The sequence below is a fragment of the Caenibius sp. WL genome, from assembly GCF_019803445.1.
In the GTDB taxonomy this organism is placed as follows: Bacteria; Pseudomonadota; Alphaproteobacteria; order Sphingomonadales; family Sphingomonadaceae; genus Caenibius.
Genome location: NZ_CP081844.1, coordinates 166,979 through 187,141, shown reverse-complemented (window position 1 = coordinate 187,141; position 20,163 = coordinate 166,979). Strand labels below are relative to the sequence as shown.

Sequence of the window (20,163 nt, the reverse complement as noted above, 5' to 3'; positions counted from 1 at the left end):
CGTGGGAACCCGGGTATGAAGCTGGCGCCGACCCCTGAACAATCCGCGTTCGAAGAGGGGCTGCGCCGGGCATTGGCTGCGCTGCCGGCAGGAGATGCAGCGGCGCAATGGCGCTGTCTGGCCGATCTCGGTGTCACAGGGTTGGGTATTGCCGAAGATCTCGGGGGCAGTGGCGGCGGTCGCGATGAAATCGCGCTTGCCGCGCGTCTCCTCGGCGAAGCGGGCTTGCGGACGCCTTATGCCGGGACGGTGGCCTTTGCTGCCTCCGTGCTCGCACAGGGGGCCCGGTCCGATCGTGCCGAACTGTTACGCGGGATTGCCGCGGGTGCCTTGCGCGTTGCGCCGGTCGTGGCGGAGTGGCAGCCGGATTTCACTATGAAGCGGACGGAGGCGGGCTATCGCCTGTCGGGCAAGCTCACGCTTGTTCCGGGCGGTGGCTGGGCCGATGCTTTCCTGATCGATGCCATCGATGTTGCGGGCACGCGTGTGGCTTTGTGGATGCCTGCGGATACGCCGGGCCTGTCAGTGCAACCGGTGTCGGTGGTCGATGGTTCGCTCGCCGCTGATTTCGTGTGTGCGGGGGTGGTTCTGCCGCCTACCTCCTGTCTGGCAGAGGGAGCGGAAGCGGTTGCGGCGCTGGATGGCGCTGCGGCGCTCCATCAGATGGTGCGGACCTGGGAGGCTGCTGCCGCCATTGGCGAACTGGTGCGAATGACCTGCGATCATGTCCGCACGCGCGAACAGTTCGGCCAGCCGTTGAGCGGGTTTCAGCTCATCCAGCACCGGGTGGCGCGGATGAGCGTGCTAGCAACGGAAGCGCGCGCCGCCGCCGCCTATGCGCAGGCGGAATGCGCCGCCGCGCCGCGCCGCCGGGATCGCGCGCTGTCGAGCGCTTTCGTGCGTGTGGCCGAAATCGGCGATCACGTCGCGCGCGAAGCGGTGCAATTGCACGGCGCCATCGGCTTTACCGAGGAGTGCGGTCTGTCCCGCCCGTTCAAGGCGGTGTTCGCTTTTGCGCATGAGGGGCACGGGCTGGCCTGGCACAAGCGGCGTCTGGCCGCGATCATACGGGATACGGACGAAGCGGGGCGTGCCCTCGCCTGCGCACCCGAACCGGGGCAGGATGATGCCGATGGCATGTCGCTCACCCTCGCGCCGGAGGATGAGGCGTTCCGGCGTGATGTCGCTGCGTTCGTGGCGGAGGCAATGGACAGTGATCTGCGTCGGGGCGCGCGGCTGGCGGTAGGGGTTTTCCCGGAACCCGATGTTGCCGGACCATGGCACCGCAAACTTTACGAGCAAGGCTGGATCGCGCCTTATCTCCCGCGCGAAGCGGGTGGCACGGGCTGGACACCGGTGCAGGCCTACCTTTTCGAACATGCCTGCGCACGCGGCGGGGCGCCTTCGCTCCAGCTTCAGGGGCTGCGGATGCTGGCTCCGGTCTTGCTGCATTATGGCACGCCTGAGCAAATTGCGCGTTATCTGCCGGGCATTCTTTCGGGCGATGACCTGTGGTGCCAGGGTTATTCCGAACCCGGCGCAGGCTCCGATCTGGCGGCCTTGCGCACGCGTGCGGTGGCGGATGGCGCGGATTACGTCATCAACGGTTCGAAAATCTGGACCACGCAGGCCCAGCACGCCAGCCATATGTTCGCGCTGGTGCGCACCTCGCAGGAAGGGCGGCGGCAGGAAGGGATCAGCTTCCTCCTGATCGACATGGCCACGCCGGGGATAGAGATCCGCCCGATCCGGACGCTGGCGGGTGAACTGGAATTCAACGAGGTGTTCTTCGACAACGTTCGCGTGCCGCAGGTCAATCTTCTCGGTGCGGAAAACGGTGGTTGGGAATGTGCGAAGTACCTGCTTGATTTCGAACGGGGAGGCAGCACTGTTTCAGGCCCGTTGCGGGCCTATTTCGCCCGGGCCGTAGGCACCTTGGAAGACGGCGACGATACGCTGGATGACCGGCTCGCCAGCGTGGCGGCGGCGCTCGATGCGCTGGAAATGGGCGAACTGCTCGCGATGGCGCAGACTGACAGTGCTGCATCGGGGCATGTCGCGGCATCGGCCCTGAAACTGCGCATGGCCGAAGTGCGCCAGCAGATCGGTGCTCTCGCGGCCGATGGGCTGGGCAGGGATGCGCTGCGCTGGCCTGCCGCCCGACCGCTTCACCATCAACCGGTGCAGGCCCTGGCCGAAGAACAAAGGGTGGCGATTGTCCCCAATCATTTCAACGATCTGGCCTATTCGATCTTCGCCGGATCGAGCGAGATTCAGCTATCGATCATCGCCAGCGCATTGAGCCTTCGAGGAGGACGGAAATGAGCGGCACGACGCAAGTACGGCCTGAACCGGGTGAAGGCATGGCCATGCTCCGCTCCCTACTCGATCCGCAAAGTGTGGCGATCATTGGCGCGACGCCGGAACTGGGGCGGATCGGCGGCATTCCGCTGGCGGGGTTGTTGGCGCATGATTTCCCGCGCGAGCGTATCCTGCTGGTCAATCCCAAGTATGACGCGATCGAGGGGATTCCTTGCTATCCCGATATCGCGTCCCTGCCGTGGACGCCGGACCTCGCGATCGTTGCCGTGGTCGCGCCTGTTGCCATTGCCAGCCTTTACGCGCTCGACACGCTGGGCGTGCCCGCTGCGGTAGTGTTTGCCGCGGGTTTCGGTGAAGACCCGACTGACGGTGGCGCGCGGCTAGAGGCGGAGCTGCGCGCTTTCTTGGCGCAAAGCACGATGCATGTGGCCGGGCCCAACACGATGGGCGTGGCCAACATTCGCGAAGGGATTTGCGCATCTTTCCTGACCACGCTGGCGGAAGATCTGCCCAAGGGGCCGCTGGCACTGATCGGGCAGAGCGGCAACAGCGTCAGCATGATGGCCGCCGATGCCCGCGATTTCGGGTTGGGCATGTCCTATTTCGTCTCGACTGGTAACGAGACGAGTGTCGAGTTCAGCCGCTATTGCGAGCATTTCCTGGCCGATCCAGGCACCGGCGCGGTGCTCGGCTATTGCGAACAGTTGCGCGATGGTCCCGCATTCCTCGACGTTGCGGTCAGGCTGCGCGAAGCGGGCAAGCCGATGTTCCTGGCCAAGGTTGGCCGGTCGGACAAGGCCCGCGAAGCGACTCTGTCGCACACCGGCGCGATGGCGGGCAATGCCGCCGTGCATGATGCGGTGTTCGGCCAACTGGCTATCGCCGCCTGCCGCGATCCAGCGGAAGTGATGGATATGGCGCGGCTGTGGGCGACAGGTGCGAAGGTTACCCGGCCCGGCGTCTGCATCGTTTCGTTATCGGGGGCTGGTTGCGCCTTTCTGGCCGACATGTTCGCCGATGCGGGTGTGCCTGTGCCGTCTCTCTCTTCCACGGCACAGGCCGCCTTGAGCGCGATCATCCCGAGTTACGGCATGGTCAGCAACCCGATCGATCTGACGGGCAACGTGATCAACGACATGAGCCAGCTGCGCGCGGTGATGGAAGTGTTGGCCACGGTCGAAGAGGTCGATTGCATCGTGATCTACATCATGGGGTCACTGCTCGATGCCGCGGCGCCGATCCTGATGGACATGCGCCGAAAAACGGACAAGCTGATTGTCGCACTCGACCCGTCGCATGCGCAGTCTGCCCCTGCCTTGCGCGCTGCCGGGGTGGAGGTTTTCACCGATAGCCTGCGGACTGCCGCCAGCCTCGCCACCTTTCTCGACTGGCGCCAGGCGTGGGCCGCACCGCTGTGGCGGCCGCGTGCCGTGCCGCCCACGCCCATGCCCGGCTGGATAGCCGATCTGGTGCGGGGCGGGCGGCGCACGCTCAACGAAGCGGAAGTGAAGCGGCTTCTGGCCGATGCCGGGATTTCGGTTGTCAGCGAAAGCGTGGCCGTGGACGAGGCGGAGGCGCTGCGGGCCGCCGATGCGATCGGCTATCCCGTCGCCCTCAAGCTGTTGAGCAACGAGATCGCCCACAAGAGCGATATCGGCGGGGTGGAACTGGGGATTGGCGATACCACAGCGCTCCGTGCGGCGTGGGCGCGCATCATGGACAATGCGCAGCGGCAAAGATCGGATGCCGCGATAGAGGGCATGGTCGTGCAGGCCATGGCGCAGGGTCCGGAATTCCTGATCGGGCTGACCCGGGATGCGACATTCGGGGCTGTGCTTACCGTGGGGTTGGGTGGGGTCTATACCGAACTGTTCCGGGACGTTTCCCTGCGGGTGCTGCCGGTGGACCGAGGAATGGTCGAAGGCATGCTGGCTGAGCTGCGGTGCGCCCCCTTGCTGGAGGGCTATCGTGGGCAGCCGCAGGCCGATCGCGAGGCTCTGGTCAGCATGATCCTCGCACTGGCGGACTTCTTTGAAAGGCATCCTTTTCTGGCCGAGCTGGAACTGAATCCGGTTATCGTCGGCGCGCGGGGCTGCACGGCGGTGGATGGCCTTGCGGCCATTGCTGGCCAATAGAAAAATGTCCCGTATAATCCCAACTGTTCAGCGACATTAGGAAGAGACTTTGTCCACCATTCCGCCCGTTTCCAAGGATGATATCGAACGTTACGTGTTGCTGCTCTTTTTCGGGCTGATGAATGTCACGAAGGAGTCCGATGCCCTGCTGGTGCGGCGCGGATTATGGCGCAACCATCACCGTGTGCTGGATACCTTGAGCCGCGGCGTGGCACGCAGCCTCAGCGAACTCGCCAACCGCAACGGCACATCCAAGCAGGCCCTGCACAAATCCATCCAGGGGCTGCTCAAGGCCAAGCTGGTGCAGGTGGAAACCGATCCGCTGCATCGCCGGGCGAAATCGGTCAAGCTCACCCCTGCGGGGCGCCGCTTCGAAGCGGTGCTCGACGATTGCCAGCATCGCCTGTTCTATGAAGTGGCCGAAGCGGTCGGCAGGGAAAAGATGGAAATCTGGGCCGAAGTGATGGAGGCTCTGACCAACGTGCCGGTGGCCGACCCCAAGCGGGCCCGCAAGGGCACGCAGGCGAAAGATCCCTTTGCCGCCCCTTCTACCGTCTATTCGCTGGAAGAGAAATCCTAGCCCTGCCTGTGTAGAGGGGCCTGAGTGCAAGAAAATAGCGCGCCATGCGATGGGCGCGCTATTCGTTCTTCGCATGTCCGCAAAGGGGTCTGGACACTGCGGAGGAGCCGGTTATCGCAGGATTCAGGTCTTCTGAAGCCCTGCTTGGCGCTGTTTTTCCCAAAGCTGGTATTCCTTGGCCACGCCTTTATCCCGTTCCTCCATGCCCACCGCATGGTTGGCTTCGGCCCAATCCCAGCTATCGCGCCGTGACTGGTTGCGGCGCTGGATATGCGGGATGACATATTCCGCCATCAGTTCGTAATGGCGCTTGGTGGCCGGGAAATCCGCCCAGTTGTGCGCGCAGTCGAGCAGGACGCCGAACCCGCCGTTGGATTGTTCCCACAAGCGGTCGATACGCGCGATAAGATCGTCCGGCGTGCCGATAACTGTGTGCTGGGCAATCATCGCGTCGATCTGTTCGTCCAGCGTCGCCTGGTGGGCGCCGGGCTTGGCCACCGGGAATGTCGCCACCCGCTGAAAATATTCCAGCCACTGGCCCAGCCCATGGCGGACGTTCTGGCGCGCCTGCTCGCGCGTTTCGGCGATGTGGAAGTTGCCTACCACGCGCCAGTCGGCCCGGTTGATCGTCTGCCCATGCTGCGCGGCGGCCTCGTTCCATATGTCGTATGCCGCTTGCAGCGCGTTGAAGGCGGCATCAGATGAGGTGGTAGCCGAAAGCAGGCCCAGCCCGTACGTGCCCGCGATACGGGGGCCGCCGGGCGATACCGCGGATGACATGAAGATTTTCGGCATAGGCCGGGTGTAGGGCAGGACATGGCACCGGGCGTCCTGCAAGGTCCAGTGATCCGTCTTCATCGAAACCGTTTCACCGCGCAGCAGCGGCAGCAGGGCATCGAAGCCTTGCATGATGTTCTCGCGCAGTTCGGTCTGCGCTCGCCCGATCATGTGGACATCCGAGGGGAGGGCGCCGGGGCCGAAGCCGAACATCACCCGCCCCCTTGTCTGGTGGTCGAGCTGGATAATGCGATCCGCCGTCATCAGCGGATTGTGATAAGGCAACGAGATCACGCCGGTTCCGAAGCGGATGTGTTTGGTCCGCTCGGCCGCTGCGGCGATGAATATCTCAGGAGAGGCGACCACTTCCACCCCGGCGGAATGGTGTTCGCCCATCCACACCTCATCGAAACCCAGCCGATCAAGATACTCACACAGTTCAAGGTCGCGATGCAGCGACAGATGGAAGCTCTTGCTCAAATTGGCGTGATAGGGGGCCATGAAGGCGCCGAATTGCAGCGCGCTTTTTTCGAGGGTGGGCATAGATCGCTCTCCTGCTCGCGGACGGGTGTGCCGTTCCTTATCTGCCGGTGAAGCTATCCCTTTGTCAGTCAATCGTCAACCGGGTTGTCAATTGTCAAAACGAGTTTCCCGAAATGGGCGGAGGTTTCCATGCGCTTGTGGGCTTCTGCCGCCTGCGCCAGCGGGTATGTGCGATCGATGATCGGCCCTGCCGCTCCCTGCTCGAACAGGGGCCAGGCCATTTCCCGCAGGGCGGCGGCGATGGCGCCCTTGTAGGCGATGGGCTTGTCGCGCAGCGTGTTGCCGCTGATCGTGATGCGGTGGGTCATGATGCGGTCGATGCGGATGCCGTCGGCAACCAGCCCGTCGATCGCGGCGATCAGCGCGATACGGCAGTCGGGAGCCGCCGCAGCGATATTGCGGGCGAGATAACGGCCGCCGACCATGTCGAGGATGACATCGACACCGCGCCCGCCGGTCGCGTCCTGCACGACTTCGACGAAATCCTGTTCGCGATAGGGGATTGCGGTGACGGAAGGCATGCGGTTCAGCCGAGCGACCTTGTCGGATGTGCCGGCGGTGGTGAAGATTCGTGCGCCGCGTGCTTGCGCAAGCTGGATGGCGGCGAGACCGATCCCGCTGCTTCCGCCGTGGATCAGCACGCTTTCCCCCGCGCGCAGCCCGGCGAAAAGCACCAGATGCGCCCATACGGTGAACCAGTTTTCGGGTATGGCGGCAGCCCGCGTCATGTCCATGCTGGCGGGCATAGGCAGGCACAGCGCGGCTTCTGCGATGCAGTGCGTGGCATAGCCGCCACCTGTGACCAGCGCAGCGACGCGGTCGCCCGGAACAGGCCATGGCACGCCGGGGCCGGTGGCCGCGACCACCCCGGCGACTTCCAACCCGGGAATGTCGGATGCGCCCGGCGGCGGCGGATACTGGCCTTGCCGCTGGAGAATGTCGGGCCGGTTGACCCCGGCGGCGTGCACGGCAATCAGCACCTCTCCCGGCCCCGGGGAGGGCCTTGGCCGCTGCGTCAGTTGCAGGCGATCCGGTCCGCCATAGCCGGCAATGGCAATTGCATGCATGAGAGGGAAGGGCGGCTCTGTCCGGTGGCCCATACCTTAGCCGCGCCCGATAAAGGGCATGGCGGTGGCCATCACGGTCATGAACTGGACATTGGCGTCCAGCGGCAGGCTCGCCATCTGCGCCACGCACTGGCCGACCAGTTCGACCGCCATGGTCGGCTCCTGGGCCACCCGCCCATCGGCCTGAAGGACGCCGGTATGCATGGCCTGCGTCAGATCCGTGGCGGCATTGCCGATATCGATCTGGCCGCAGGCGATATTGTACCGTCGCCCTTCAAGCGATGTAGACTTCGTCAACCCGGTTATCGCATGTTTGCTGACCGTGTAGGCAGTAGACAGGGGGCGAGGGACATGGGCGGAGATCGAGCCGTTGTTGATGATCCGCCCGCCGGGTCTGTCCTGCCGCTTCATCAGGGCGAAGGCGTGCTGGGTGCAGAGGAAGGCGCCGGTGACATTCACGTCGATCACGCTTTGCCAGTCTGCCAGCGGAATATCCTCGATCGGGCTTGGCATCATGCCTGTCCCGGCGTTGTTGAACAGCAGGTCGAGCCGTCCAAACCGTTGCGCAATGAAGGAAAACAGCGCGTCTACCGAAGACAAATCGCTTACATCTGCGGTTCTGGCCACGGCCCCCGAGATATCCGCCGCGGCACTCTCCAACGGTTCCGGCCGGCGGCCTGCAAGCACCACGGTATAGCCGATCCCGGCCAGTGCCACGCCGGCAGCACGGCCAATCCCGGTCCCACCCCCGGTGATCAATGCAATGGGCATCCTGGTGTCGCTCCCTTCGTTCTGTCCGCGTGTGCCGGGCTGCACGATTTTAATCCCGCCCTGATGGACCAGTTATACGAATTGTAATCCTGGTTGACAAATAGAGTGCTAAAATACATTCTCGTGCAAACGGAATAAATGAAAACCCTATATAAATAAGGGGGTAAGTGGGAGAATGGCCAGATTTCATAAAGGGATTCTGTGGTGACGATCCGCAGAAGATCGGCTGAATGGTTTGGCCTCGAAAGTACGACGGGCTTGATTCATCGGGCTTGGTTGCGCAATCAGGGGCTCCCGGGCGACGTGTTTGACGGGCGCCCGGTTATCGGCATCTGCAACAGCTGGTCGGAACTGACGCCATGCAACGCGCATTTGCGCGATCTGGCCCAGCATGTGAAATATGGCGTGCTCGAAGCCGGCGGGGTGCCGTTCGAATTTCCGGTCATGTCCTTGGGCGAAACGGTCATGCGGCCGACGACCATGCTCTACCGCAATCTTGCCAGCATGGAGGTGGAGGAATCGCTCCGTGCCAGCCCGGTGGATGGCGTGGTGCTGCTGTGCGGTTGCGACAAGACGACCCCGGCAATGGTCATGGGCGCGGCCAGCGTGGATTTGCCCACGGCAGTCGTTTCGGGCGGGCCGATGCTCAACGGCAAGTTTCAGGGGCGCAATATCGGTTCGGGCACCAGCCTGTGGACGATGGCGGACGATGTCCGGGCGGGCCGTATGGGCCTTGACGAGATGCTTTCGGCCGAAGCGGGTATTTCGCGCTCCGCAGGCACCTGCATGACCATGGGTACGGCCTCTTCCATGGCGGCGGCGATGGAAGTGATGGGGCTGGCCTTGCCGGATAACGGAGCGATCCCCGCCGTGGATTCGCGCAGGCAGATGCTGGCGCGGGAAACCGGGCGCGCAATTGTCGGTCTGGTGGAGGCGGAACGGCCGTTGTCGTCCATCGTCACCCGGGCGAGCTTCGAGAACGCGTTACGCGTGAATGCGGCGCTGGGCGGATCGACCAATGTCGTCATCCATTTGCTGGCGATTGCCGGGCGGTTGGAAATCTCCCTGACGCTGGACGATATCGACCGGCTCAACCGCGATATTCCCCTGTTGGCGAACATCATGCCGGGCGGCGCCTATCTGATGGAGGATTTCTATTACGCAGGCGGCGTGGCGGCGATCTTGCGGGAACTGGGGCGGCATATCGATGGCAACGCAGCGACAATTACCGGAACACTGGCGGACACTTTGTCTGGCGTGCGCAACTGGAACGACGATGTCATTCGCCCGCTTGCCAAACCTTTGAAGCCGGAAGGAGGGGTGGCGGTCTTGCGCGGCAACATTGCCCCCGATGGGGCGGTAATCAAGCTGGCGACGATCGATCCGGCACTGCAGCGCCATCGCGGTCCGGCAGTGGTGTTCGACGGGGTGGCCGATCTCAAGGCGCGGATCGACGATCCTGCGCTGCCGGTGACGGCGGACAGCGTGCTGATCCTGCGCGGGGCCGGGCCGCGTGGCTATCCGGGCATGCCCGAAGCGGGCAGCTTGCCGATTCCGCGCAAGTTGCTGGAGCAGGGCGTGACAGACATGCTGCGCCTGTCCGATGCGCGGATGAGCGGGACATCGGGGGGCTCCGTCATTCTCCACGCCGCACCCGAAGCGGCGGCGGGCGGGCCGATTGGCCTGATCGAGGATGGCGACATCATCGAACTCGACGTGTCCGCCCGGCGGCTTCTCCTCGATGTGCCCGATGCCGAACTTGAGCGGCGCAAGCGGGCTGCCCCGCGCAGCTGGGCGCCCGTCTACACGGGCGGTTACGCCGACCTTTACACCGCGCATGTCGAGCAGGCGGACAAGGGGGCGGATTTCGACTTTTTGAAAGGGCGGCGGGGGGCGCAGGTCCCGCCCGCGCACTGACACGTGATGAAGCGTTGAAAATCAAAAGCGAAACGCGAACAAAGGAGAGGGCCACATGACATCGATGACAATCACGCCACGGCGGCTGGTTCTGGCCGCGGGCGGCAGCATTCTGGCACTGGCCCTGGCGGACCCGGTGTTCGCCCAGGATGCCGCGCCCGCCCCGGCGGAAACGCAACGCATCATGACATCGGCCGACGATATCATCGTGACCGCACGGCGGCGCGAGGAGCGGCTGCAGCAAGTTCCCGTCGCGGTGACGGCGATATCGGGCGAAGATCTGGCCCGGCAGTCGATCGTCACGCTGTCCGACCTGACGACCAAGGTCCCCGCGATCCAGATCATGCCGACCGCATTCGGCGCGAACATCCCGCGTTTCGTGGTCCGCGCGCAGTCGCAGTTCGAACCGCTCTTCGCGCAAGACCCCTCGGTGGCGGTCTATTTCGCCGATGTGGTGCAGGCGCGTGCGCATGGCGTGAACGGGGCGATGTACGATCTGGCCTCCGTCCAGGTGCTGAAAGGGCCACAAGGCACGCTGTTCGGGCGCAATTCGACCGGCGGTGCGGTGCTGATCGTGCCCAAGGCCCCGACCGACCAGTTCGAGGGCTATGGCGTGGTCGAGGCGGGCAATTACGGCCTGTGGTCGTTCGAGGGCGCGCTCAACGTGCCGGTTTCGGATGACCTGCAGATCCGCCTGTCCGGCCGCCGCTACACCCACAACGGCTATACCAGGGAAGTGAACAGCGGGATCGGCTTCGACGATGCCGACAACTGGTCGCTGCGGCTGGGGGTGAAGGCCAATCTTGGCGACCGGATCACCAACACCCTGTTCGTCAACAATTTCAAGGCGACGGAAAACGGCTCGGCGCTGAAGCTGTTCAACGCCCGCCCCAATCTGGCCAACTATACGCTGGGCGTGCCGGCGCTGGCCGAATTCGCGGCCAGCCAGAACGAAGGGTTCCGCACCGTGCGCACGGCATTCGGCCGCAAGACCGCGCGGGTGAAGACCTTCGGCGTGGAGAACACCACGGTGTTCGAGCTGAGCGACGATGTTTCGATCAAGAACATCTTCGGCTATCGGTTCGTGAAGTCCGACGTGCCGTTCGATTTCGACGGGACCGAGCAGAAGATGTACGAAGGCCGCGTCGCGCTGCGCGGGCGGCAATACAGCGACGAACTGCAACTGGTCGGTAAGTTCGGTGCGCTGGATTTCATCGGCGGCGCCTATGTGTTCAAGGAAAGCGGACAGGAAATCCAGGACACCCTGCTCGACTACCGCCCGGTCTTCCTGCAGGATGCACAAGGGGTGGCCCATGTGAAGAACAAGAGCCAGTCGCTCTTCGCGCAGGGAACGTTCCACGTGCCGGGGGTGGAAGGGCTCTCGCTCACCGCGGGCGTGCGCTACACCTGGGATCAGCGTGAAATGACCCGGATCGCCTATAACAGCGGCAATTGCGCGCTGCTTTCGGCCGATCTCGGCGGCGTGCCGATCAGCCCGTGCGAACGGACCGGCAAATACCGCCACAAGGAACCGACCTATACGCTGGGCATCGACTGGCAGATCGACCCTTCGCGCCTCGTCTATTTCGTCACCCGCAAGGGCTATCGTTCGGGTGGGATCAACCAGCGCGCCAACCTGCCTTCGCAATATATCCCCTATCAGCCCGAAATCGTGACCGATTACGAACTGGGGCTGAAAGCGGACTGGGATCTGGGCGCGGTGGGCAAGCTGCGCACCAACATCGCGGGCTTCATCCAGGACTACAAGGATATCCAGCGCACACAGACGCAGACCGTCGGCGTCGCTCCCAACACGATCCTGATCACCAATGTCGTCAATGCGGCAAAGGCCAAGGTCAAAGGGGTGGAAATCGATGCGACCTGGAACCCGATCCCGGCCATCACCCTGCGCGGCTACTACAGCCTAGCTGATGCCAAGTATAAGAACTGGGATGTGCCGATCGTCGGCGGCGCGGTGCAGGACCGTTCGGACTATCCCTTTGCCAACGTGCCGAAGAACAGCGGCGGCGCCAGCGCCACTTTCCGCTATCCGCTGGGGGGCGATGGGGGCGAACTGGCTCTGTCGGGCGATGTCTATTCGCAGTCCAAAGTGCAGATCTCGGACGACAACATCCGGCCTGAAGGCGTCAATCCCGGCTACACCGTGTTCAATGCCCGGCTGGAATGGAACGATGTCATGGGAACTCGCCTCAGTCTGGCCGGCTGGGTGCGTAATATCGGCAAGGAAAAGTACTATACCAGCGGGGTGAGCGTGGCCGGGGCGGGGCTGGGCTACACTGTCAAGACTATCGGTGCGCCGCGCACGTTCGGCGTTTCCGCACGCTACGACTTCTAGGATGTGAAGGTTTGAGAGGGCTGCCGGAGCGGGAGGGGTTACAGACCTGCCGCTCCGGCATGCCGTCTATTTATGCGCGGCGCTGCCGAGCCGGTGGTAGAGCTGGGCGAACTTCACCGACTTGGGATCGTTTTCGACGATCTTGAGATAATGGAGCACGGCCTCGCGCAGCAGATCGAAATCCGCAGTCGACAGGACGGCGCGGGAACGGAGCGGTTCACTCATGGCACTTCTCCTTTCAAAAGGTGGGCCAGCCTGCGGCTTTATGTCGCGAACTGGTTCCCCCAGCGGCTTTATGCCGCGAACTGGTTCATCGTGTTGTCCTTGCCGCCGGCCTTCAGCGCGGCCTCGCCGGCAAAGTATTCCTTGTGATCGTCGCCGATGTCGGAACCGGCCATATTCTGGTGCTTCACGCAGGCGATCCCCTGGCGGATTTCGGCGCGCTGGACATTGCGGACGTAGCCCAGCATGCCCTGATCGCCGAAATATTCGCGGGCGAGGTTGTCGGTGCTGAGCGCGGCCGTGTGATAGGTCGGCAGCGTGATCAGGTGATGGAAAATCCCTGCCCGGGCGGCGGCGTCGCGCTGGAAGGTGCGGATGCGTTCGTCCGCTTCCTCGGCCAACTCGGTCCCGTCGTAATCCGCGCTCATCAGCCGGGCCCGATCGTAAGCCGACACGTCCCGCCCTTCCGCTTGCCAACGGTCATACGCTTGCTGGCGGAAATTCAGCGTCCAGTTGAAGCTGGGCGAATTGTTATAGACCAGCTTGGCATGGGGCACGACTTCGCGGATGCGATCGACCATGCCCGCGATCTGTTCGATATGGGGCTTTTCGGTTTCGATCCACAAGAGGTCCGCCCCGTGCTGGAGGCTGGTGATGCAGTCGAGCACGCAGCGATCCTCTCCCGTGCCGCTGCGGAACTGGTAGAGATTCGAGGGTAGCCGTTTCGGACGCATCAGCTTGCCGTTGCGGGTGAGGAGAACCTCACCGTGGCCCACGGCATCGGGCGAGATCTCTTCGCAATCGAGGAAGGCGTTGTAGCGGTCCCCGATATCGCCCGCTTCGCGGGTATAGGCGATCTGCTTGGTCAGCCCCGCGCCGAGCGAATCCGTGCGGGCGACGATCACCCCGTCCTCGACCCCCAGTTCCATGAAGGCGTAACGGACCGCGCGGATTTTGGCGAGGAAGTCCTCGTGCGGGACGGTCACTTTGCCATCCTGATGGCCGCACTGCTTTTCATCCGAAACCTGATTTTCGATCTGGATGCAGCAGGCGCCCGCTTCGATCATCTTCCTGGCGAGCAGATAGGTCGCCTCGGCATTGCCAAAGCCCGCGTCGATATCCGCGATGATCGGGACGATATGCGTCTGATGATGGTCGATCTCGGCCTGGATCTGGTGCGCCCTGACTTCGTCCCCCGCTTCGCGCGCCTGATCCAGCGCGCGGAACAGCAGGCCCAGCTCGCGGGCGTCGGCCTGGCGCAGGAACGTGTAGAGTTCCGCGATCAGCGCCGGAACGCGGGTCTTTTCGTGCATCGATTGATCGGGCAGCGGGCCGAATTCGCTGCGGAGCGCGGCGACCATCCAGCCGGAGAGGTAGAGATAACGGCCCTTGGTGCTGCCGAAATGCTTCTTGATGGAAATCATCTTCTGCTGGCCGATGAAGCCATGCCAGCAGCCGAGCGACTGGGTGTAGGCAGCCGGGTCCGCATCGTAGGCCGCCATATCCTCGCGCATGATCCGCGCGGTGTAGCGGGCGATGTCGAGCCCCGTGCGGAAGCGGTTTTGCAAGCGCATGCGGGCCACGGCCTCCGCTTCAATCCCGCTCCAGGTGGTGGGGAAGCGGCCGATCTGGTTGCCCGCTTCGGCGATGGTCTGCTGGTATGTCATCACGTCATATTCCTTGCTTGGGGTCCAGCCCTCTGCCGTTGGGCAGGTCACAAGCGTGGGATGACGGGAAAGGGGGTGGCGGAAAAGGTGGCGTAAAGTCGGGTTGTAAGGCTTTACATATTTTCTTTGTAAAGTTGTCCTATCATGACAAAATGCCTGCATGGCCGAATCCAGACCGCTCTATCTTGGCCCGCGCCTGCGCCGGTTGCGCCGCGAACTGGGGCTGACCCAGCAGGCGATGGCGCAGGATCTCGCCATTTCGCCCAGCTACGTCGCGCTGCTTGAACGCAACCAGCGGCCTCTGACGGCGGATCTCCTGCTGCGGCTGGCGAAAAGCTATGCGCTCGATCTGGCGGATTTCGCCGGGGAGGATCAGGCCGATTACGCCAGGCGGATCGGCGATGTGCTGCGCGATCCGATCTTCGCCGATATCGATCTGCCCGCGCTGGAAGTGGCCGATCTCGCCACCAGCTTCCCGGGAGTGAGCGAGGCGCTGCTGCGGCTCCATGGCGCCTATACGCGGGAGCAGCAGGCGCTCGCCGAACAGCGGGAGGTGCCCGGCGGCGCATTGGCGCACGATCCGGTGACGGAAGCGCGCCGCTTTGCCGCCGCGCGGCGCAATTATTTCCCCACGCTCGATACCAGAGCGGAAGCGCTGGCGGCGGAGATCGCACAGAAAGGCGGCCCGGCGGAATGGCTGGGGGCGGTGCAGGGCATTCGCGTGCGCTTCCTTCCGCCCGAGGTGATGGCGCATGCGCTGCGCCGGTTCGACCGGCACAACCAGCAATTGCTGATCAACGACACGCTGGACAGCGCCAGCCGCAATTTCCAGATCGCGACCCATATCGCCTACATCATGATGGGGCGCGATATCGGCGCGATCATGAAGGAGGAGGGATTTTCCAGCCCGACCGCCGCCAATCTCGTCAGGCGTGCGTTGGCTTCCTACGGTGCGGCGGCGTTGCTTATGCCTTACGAGCGCTTTGCACGGGCGGTTGAGGCGCGCGGTTATGACATCGAGACGCTAAGCCGTTTGTTCGGCACGAGTTTCGAGCAGGTCGCGCATCGCCTCACCACGCTCAACAAGCCGGGCATGGCGCGCATTCCGTTCTTCTTCATCCGCGTGGATCAGGCGGGCAATGTCTCCAAGCGGCTGGATGGCGCGGGCTTCCCGTTCGCCGCGCACGGTGGCGGCTGCCCGCTGTGGAGCGTCCATTCGGTGTTCGGGACACCGGGTGAAATCGTCACCCAGTTCCTCGAACTGCCCGATGGACAACGGTTTTTCTCCATCGCCCGCGCGGTCAGGGCGGGCGGGGGTAGCTATGGGCAGGCCGCGGTCACCCGCGCTATCGCGCTGGCCTGCGCGGCGGAACATGCGCCGCAGCTTGTCTATGCGCAGGGCGTGGACCCGCGGGAAGCGGCGGCCACGCCCATCGGTGTAACCTGCCGCCTGTGCAACCGCGCCGATTGCGCCGCGCGCGCCGTGCCCCCGGTGGGCCGCGATATCCTGTCCGACGAATACCGCCGCGCGCCCAGCCCGTACAGTTTCGACGACGTGTGATGCGCCGCCGAAACTGACGGGATCGCTCAGCCTGCGGTGCCGGACTTCAGGTGCTTGATCCGGTTCTGCAACCAGCCGACCAGCCAGAAATTGCCGGTCACATGCTCCGTTTTCGCGGATTCCAGCAAGGTTTCATGCACCGTGATCGTCAGCGCGCGGGCAGCGGCGTTCTGCGGTTCGGCATTCAGCACGATATCGAGCAGGTGCAGCGCCTTCTCGTATTCCCCCGCATCCGATTTTGCCTGCGCGCGGGCAATCAGTGCATCTGCCCCGCCTGCCAGTTCGATGAGATCGGCATGCACTTCGCGTTGGGGCACGGCGTAGAGTTCGGTCGTCGATTCATGCTTGAACCATCCGGCATAATTTTCCCAGATCGCCCGGATGCTCCAGATCAGCTTGCCATAGCCCTGCCCCACTTCGCAGGCGGCGGGGAGGCTGATTTCGTTCTGCAATGTCGCCAGATCCTTGCCTGTGTTCATGCCGTTGACGACTCCATCGTGCACATGGTGGATCGCATCGCGATAGGCGGTGAGTTCGGCCTCGATCACCTCCGCGCCGACGACCGGTTCGTGATGGCCATAGACCAGCAGTTCGGGCTTCAGGTCCATCACCACTTGCGCGGCGGCGGCGCAGGTCAGCGCATCGCGATAGCGGTCCCCGCGAATGGTGACGAGATTGGGGAAGTGGCCGAAGGGACAGCCGAACAGATTGCCGGTGAAGACGATCCTGTGCTGCGGCAGCCAGACCACGAGGGAATCGTTCGTTTCCGCCCCCGGCACCGCGATCAGCACGACATCGAGACCGCCCAGTGAGAATTCGTGGCGATCTTCGAACGTCACATCGGGCGTCGGCTGATCCTGAGGGTTTATCTGGGTGTAGCCCGCCTGTGCGTAGCGCTTGAACACTTCCTTGAATTCGTCCTGGAAGCGGAAGGCGGAACGGGCGGAGCGGAACGTCTGCAACCGCGCATCATACGCCTGGTGCTCCGCATTCCCGGCCTGCGCGATGTAGGTGAGGCCGGGATGGAGATCGCGGAAATACTGCACGCCGCCCAGATGATCGACGTGCCCCTGCGTGGTGATGACATAGCGGAACGGCACGTCGGAAAACTTCGCCAGATTGTGCCGGTGGACGGGCGCTTCGAAACCCATGCCGGTGTTGAGCAGAATGCCGCCTTCGGGCGTTTCGATCAGATAGACGTTGGAATTGCCTTCCGACATTACGATGAAATCGTTCACCCGCCCGCAGTTCTGGTCGAACTCGGCGGCGGCGGGCCCCACGCGGCGGCTTTTGTAGATCGGCTCTCTCATATTCGGTTTCTCGCTGTGTTGGGCGCCGTTCAGGCGCGCTCCGCCTTCACCGGGAAGGCGTCGAAATAGAACTGGAAACGGGCACGCAGGGTATCGGGATCGACACCGAAATCGCGCTTGAGATTGTAGATCAGGCGGCCTTCCTTGCCGCGTGGGTGCGCCTCCATATGGGCCGCGATTTCGCCGCGCGCCCGGTCGGTCAGTGGCATCTGCGCCTTATCCATGATCCGGGCGACCATGGCGATATCGTCGGCCATGAATTCGTGGAACGGCACGTCGATGCTCTGCGCTTCGGGCCACACGCCGCGGTCGGCCATGCAGCCGCGCAGCAGATGTTCCACCCGGTCGGCCCAGTAGGCGATCAGCCACGGGGCATCGACTTCGGTGCGCTGCATGCGCGAGGAGTAGGCCTGCATGGTGACGGCGGACTGGATCACCGCCACCGGATCGCGGTGGGTGATCGCCACGGTCGCATCGGGGAACGTCGCTTTCAGCACCGGCAGCTGTTCGAGATGCTGCGGGCATTTGAGCACCCAGCGCTGCCGCCCGTGCTGCCCGCCGCTCCGCCGCCCGCGTTGCCATTGCAGCAGCTTGAGCACCGTTTTCATATACGCGTAATGCGGGGTCTGATCGGTGGCGTAGTAGTGATCGCGCCAGCGCGGCACCCGCCCGATCCATTCGAAATTGTAAGAGGCGAAATCCGGCCCCATCAGTTCCAGTTCTTCGTGGATATGATCGGGGTTCATCGGATGCATCGCCGCGATCAGCGGAGACGAGCGCTGCGATTGCGCCCAGGCATCGGCACAGCGTTGATAGCGCGGATCGATACCGCCGGGCAGCATGGCTTCGCTTGGCAGCGGCACGGGTTCGTAGCTTTCCCACAGCGGCAGTGATTGCAGGCGGGTGTCCGCCGCGATCAGATTGACCAGATGGGTGGTGCCCGAACGCGGCAACCCGGCGATGACGATCGGCCGGTCGATCACTTCGTCATGGATTTCGGGGTGGCGCTGCAAAGTGTCGTGGATCAGCAGCCGGTTGGCGGCATAGCGCGTGGCGTAGCCGAACAGCGTCATCCGCCAGAGATGAGTCATCGCCGGATCGCCGTTCCATTCGTCCAGCAGCAGGTTCAGCCGTTCGCGGAAATCGTCCGATCCGAAATCGCGCAGCCCGGTGCGGGCGCGGGCGGCATCGAGCACCGCCTGTTCGGTCAGTGCCAGCGGATTGGCATCGCCGAATGCCAGCAGGTTCGCCTGAATGTCGCTCAGCCGGGGTTCGAGCAGATCGTCAATCGAAATGGCTTCTGCCACTGTTCCTCATCCTCCCGTCGGACGGCGCATATGCTTTCGCCGTTCGTTATGTGTGTGCCGCAGCTTGCGTGGCTGGCTGGTCTGGGCGGAGTGTTACCTGCCCCTTTCATGCTGTCAAAGGATCATCGCGGAACCCCGGCAAGCGCGCTGCGATTGGCGAGTGACAGGGCGTGATTTCGCTCTAAGCTGCGGACGACAAGAGCAAGGATGCGGAGAGGCACGCCGTTATGAAATTCTGGCAGATGGTGAACTGGATCGAAGTCGATCAACTGATTCCACTGGCCCAGTTTGCCGAGGAACTGGGCTTCGAAGGGGTGATGAATTCGGATCACGCGATCTACCCCGAACAGGTCCACGCCCCGTATCCCTATTCCCCCGATGGCAAGGCGATGATGAGCCCGGACTGGCCCTATCCCGATTGCTGGGTGACGATCGCGGCAATGGCGGCGGTGACCAGGCGGATCAAGTTCTCCACTTCGATCTATGTCCTGCCGCTGCGCAACGTGTTCGAACTGGCCAAGGCCACCGGCACGCTGGCGCTGATGAGCGACAACCGCTTCATTCTCGGCGCGGGTCTAGGGTGGATGAAGGACGAATTCGATATCTACGGCGTCGATTTCCGCACCCGCGCCCGCCGCACCGATGAGATGATCGACGTGCTGCGCAAATTCTGGGATGGCGGCATGGTGGAGCACCACGGGGAATTCTACGATTTCCCGAAAGTGCAGATTGCGCCCGAGCCGACGCAGCAGGTGCCGATCTTCCTTGGTGGTGCTTCCGCCCCGGCCTTGAAACGCGCGGCAACGCGTGGCGATGGCTGGATCGGCGCGGGCAACACGCCTGACGAAGTTCCCGGCATCCTGGCGGAGTTCAAACGTCTGCGCGAGGAAGCGGGGCGGGCGCACCTGCCGTTCGAAACGCTGATCGGCCTCAGCACGCCGCCCGATCTCGACACGTTCAAGCGGCTTCACGAACAGGGGATGACGGCGGGTATCAGCTATCCGTTCTACTTCTCGCTGGGTCTGCACTCCTCGCTCGACGACAAGAAGCGGGTGATGGAAAAGTTCGCCAGGGAATTCATCCGCCCGTTCGAAAGTTGAGACGGCGGGCAGAACAGGCATAATATTAGGAGAGGATGTGATGGCGGAACTGGCAGCCGAAGGGCAGCAACTGGCGGCGCAGCTTGGCCTGCCGCGGGCGGATCAGATCGGCTTCGTCGTGCGCGATATGGATGCGGCAATCGCCCTGTACGATCCGCTGTTCGGGCCGATGAAGAAAGTCGATTTCGGCGAACAGGCGGCATCCTATCGTGGCGGGCCACGCACGGATTATGATCTCAAATACGCTTTCGGGCGGCTGGGCGATCTGGAAATCGAACTGATCCAGTGGGTCGCGGGCGATACGCCGCATCGCGATTTCATCGAGCAGGGGCGCGAAGGGATGCACCACTTGCGCTTCCGGATCGATCATCTCGAACCCTGGCAGGACAAACTGCATTCGGTCGGGTTCGAAACGGTGTGGTTCGATCGCATCTCGCCCGAAACGGCCTATGCCTATCTGGAAAGACCGGGCGATCCGCTGGTGCTGGAGCTGCTCGAATTCCGCGTGGGCGAACCGCCCGTCTGATC

15 protein-coding genes are annotated in these 20,163 nt (G+C 63.5%); 8 read left to right on the top strand and 7 right to left on the bottom strand.

All coding sequences use genetic code 11. From position 1 onward, the window contains the following. The first annotated feature begins 15 nt into the window (after nucleotides 1–15). The 3 genes from K5X80_RS01020 to K5X80_RS01010 are packed head-to-tail and all read left to right on the top strand — an operon-like array spanning nucleotide 16 to nucleotide 5,037. Nucleotides 16–2,325, top strand: coding sequence for an acyl-CoA dehydrogenase family protein (locus K5X80_RS01020; protein ID WP_222559024.1), 2,310 nt, complete (start codon nucleotides 16–18; stop codon nucleotides 2,323–2,325). Continuing rightward, nucleotides 2,322–4,457, top strand: coding sequence for an acetate--CoA ligase family protein (locus K5X80_RS01015; protein ID WP_222559023.1), 2,136 nt, complete (start codon nucleotides 2,322–2,324; stop codon nucleotides 4,455–4,457). The genes K5X80_RS01020 and K5X80_RS01015 overlap by 4 nt, the downstream gene beginning before the upstream one ends. Before the next feature lie 49 nt (nucleotides 4,458–4,506). Then, nucleotides 4,507–5,037, top strand: a complete 531-nt coding sequence (locus K5X80_RS01010) for a MarR family winged helix-turn-helix transcriptional regulator (protein WP_222559022.1) — start codon at nucleotides 4,507–4,509, stop codon at nucleotides 5,035–5,037. A gap of 123 nt (nucleotides 5,038–5,160) precedes the next feature. Here the strand turns inward: K5X80_RS01010 and K5X80_RS01005 are convergent, their stop codons facing one another. From K5X80_RS01005 to K5X80_RS00995, 3 genes are all read right to left on the bottom strand, one after another. Beyond that, a complete protein-coding gene (locus K5X80_RS01005; protein WP_222559021.1) occupies nucleotides 5,161–6,357 on the bottom strand; it encodes an LLM class flavin-dependent oxidoreductase in 1,197 nt (398 codons plus the stop codon). A 68-nt stretch (nucleotides 6,358–6,425) separates the two neighbouring features. Continuing rightward, nucleotides 6,426–7,424, bottom strand: coding sequence for an NAD(P)H-quinone oxidoreductase (locus tag K5X80_RS01000; RefSeq protein WP_222559020.1), 999 nt, complete (start codon nucleotides 7,422–7,424; stop codon nucleotides 6,426–6,428). A gap of 36 nt (nucleotides 7,425–7,460) precedes the next feature. After that, nucleotides 7,461–8,195, bottom strand: a complete 735-nt coding sequence (locus tag K5X80_RS00995) for an SDR family oxidoreductase (protein WP_222559019.1) — start codon at nucleotides 8,193–8,195, stop codon at nucleotides 7,461–7,463. Between the two features lie 258 nt (nucleotides 8,196–8,453). Between K5X80_RS00995 and K5X80_RS00990 the strand changes: the two genes are divergently transcribed. Further along, nucleotides 8,454–10,112 (top strand): dihydroxy-acid dehydratase, encoded by a 1,659-nt coding sequence (locus K5X80_RS00990; protein WP_283249202.1) that lies wholly within the window; start codon nucleotides 8,454–8,456, stop codon nucleotides 10,110–10,112. Between the two features lie 55 nt (nucleotides 10,113–10,167). Continuing rightward, nucleotides 10,168–12,468 carry a TonB-dependent receptor gene (locus tag K5X80_RS00985; protein WP_222559017.1) on the top strand — a complete coding sequence of 767 codons (2,301 nt, stop codon included), beginning with the start codon at nucleotides 10,168–10,170 and terminating at the stop codon, nucleotides 12,466–12,468. Nucleotides 12,469–12,534: 66 nt separating this feature from the next. Here the strand turns inward: K5X80_RS00985 and K5X80_RS00980 are convergent, their stop codons facing one another. Together K5X80_RS00980 and K5X80_RS00975 are read right to left on the bottom strand one after the other, a co-directional pair. Beyond that, nucleotides 12,535–12,693, bottom strand: coding sequence for a hypothetical protein (locus K5X80_RS00980; protein WP_222559016.1), 159 nt, complete (start codon nucleotides 12,691–12,693; stop codon nucleotides 12,535–12,537). Between the two features lie 68 nt (nucleotides 12,694–12,761). Then, nucleotides 12,762–14,357: an isocitrate lyase gene (locus K5X80_RS00975; protein ID WP_222559015.1), complete on the bottom strand. Its 1,596-nt coding sequence runs from the start codon at nucleotides 14,355–14,357 to the stop codon at nucleotides 12,762–12,764. Nucleotides 14,358–14,517: 160 nt separating this feature from the next. Between K5X80_RS00975 and K5X80_RS00970 the strand changes: the two genes are divergently transcribed. Beyond that, nucleotides 14,518–15,918, top strand: coding sequence for a helix-turn-helix domain-containing protein (locus tag K5X80_RS00970; protein ID WP_222559014.1), 1,401 nt, complete (start codon nucleotides 14,518–14,520; stop codon nucleotides 15,916–15,918). 26 nt (nucleotides 15,919–15,944) lie between these two features. Here K5X80_RS00970 and K5X80_RS00965 read toward each other — a convergent pair whose 3' ends face one another. After that, entirely contained in the window at nucleotides 15,945–17,228 is a 1,284-nt protein-coding gene (locus tag K5X80_RS00965) for an alkyl sulfatase dimerization domain-containing protein (RefSeq protein ID WP_222559013.1), read from the bottom strand. A gap of 29 nt (nucleotides 17,229–17,257) precedes the next feature. Further along, entirely contained in the window at nucleotides 17,258–18,535 is a 1,278-nt protein-coding gene (locus K5X80_RS00960; protein WP_222559012.1) for a sulfotransferase family protein, read from the bottom strand. Between the two features lie 227 nt (nucleotides 18,536–18,762). Between K5X80_RS00960 and K5X80_RS00955 the strand changes: the two genes are divergently transcribed. Beyond that, a complete protein-coding gene (locus tag K5X80_RS00955) occupies nucleotides 18,763–19,635 on the top strand; it encodes a TIGR03619 family F420-dependent LLM class oxidoreductase (RefSeq protein ID WP_222559011.1) in 873 nt (290 codons plus the stop codon). A 40-nt stretch (nucleotides 19,636–19,675) separates the two neighbouring features. After that, on the top strand, nucleotides 19,676–20,161 hold the full coding sequence (locus K5X80_RS00950) for a VOC family protein (protein WP_222559010.1): 486 nt from the start codon (nucleotides 19,676–19,678) through the stop codon (nucleotides 20,159–20,161). Nucleotides 20,162–20,163: the final 2 nt, after the last annotated feature.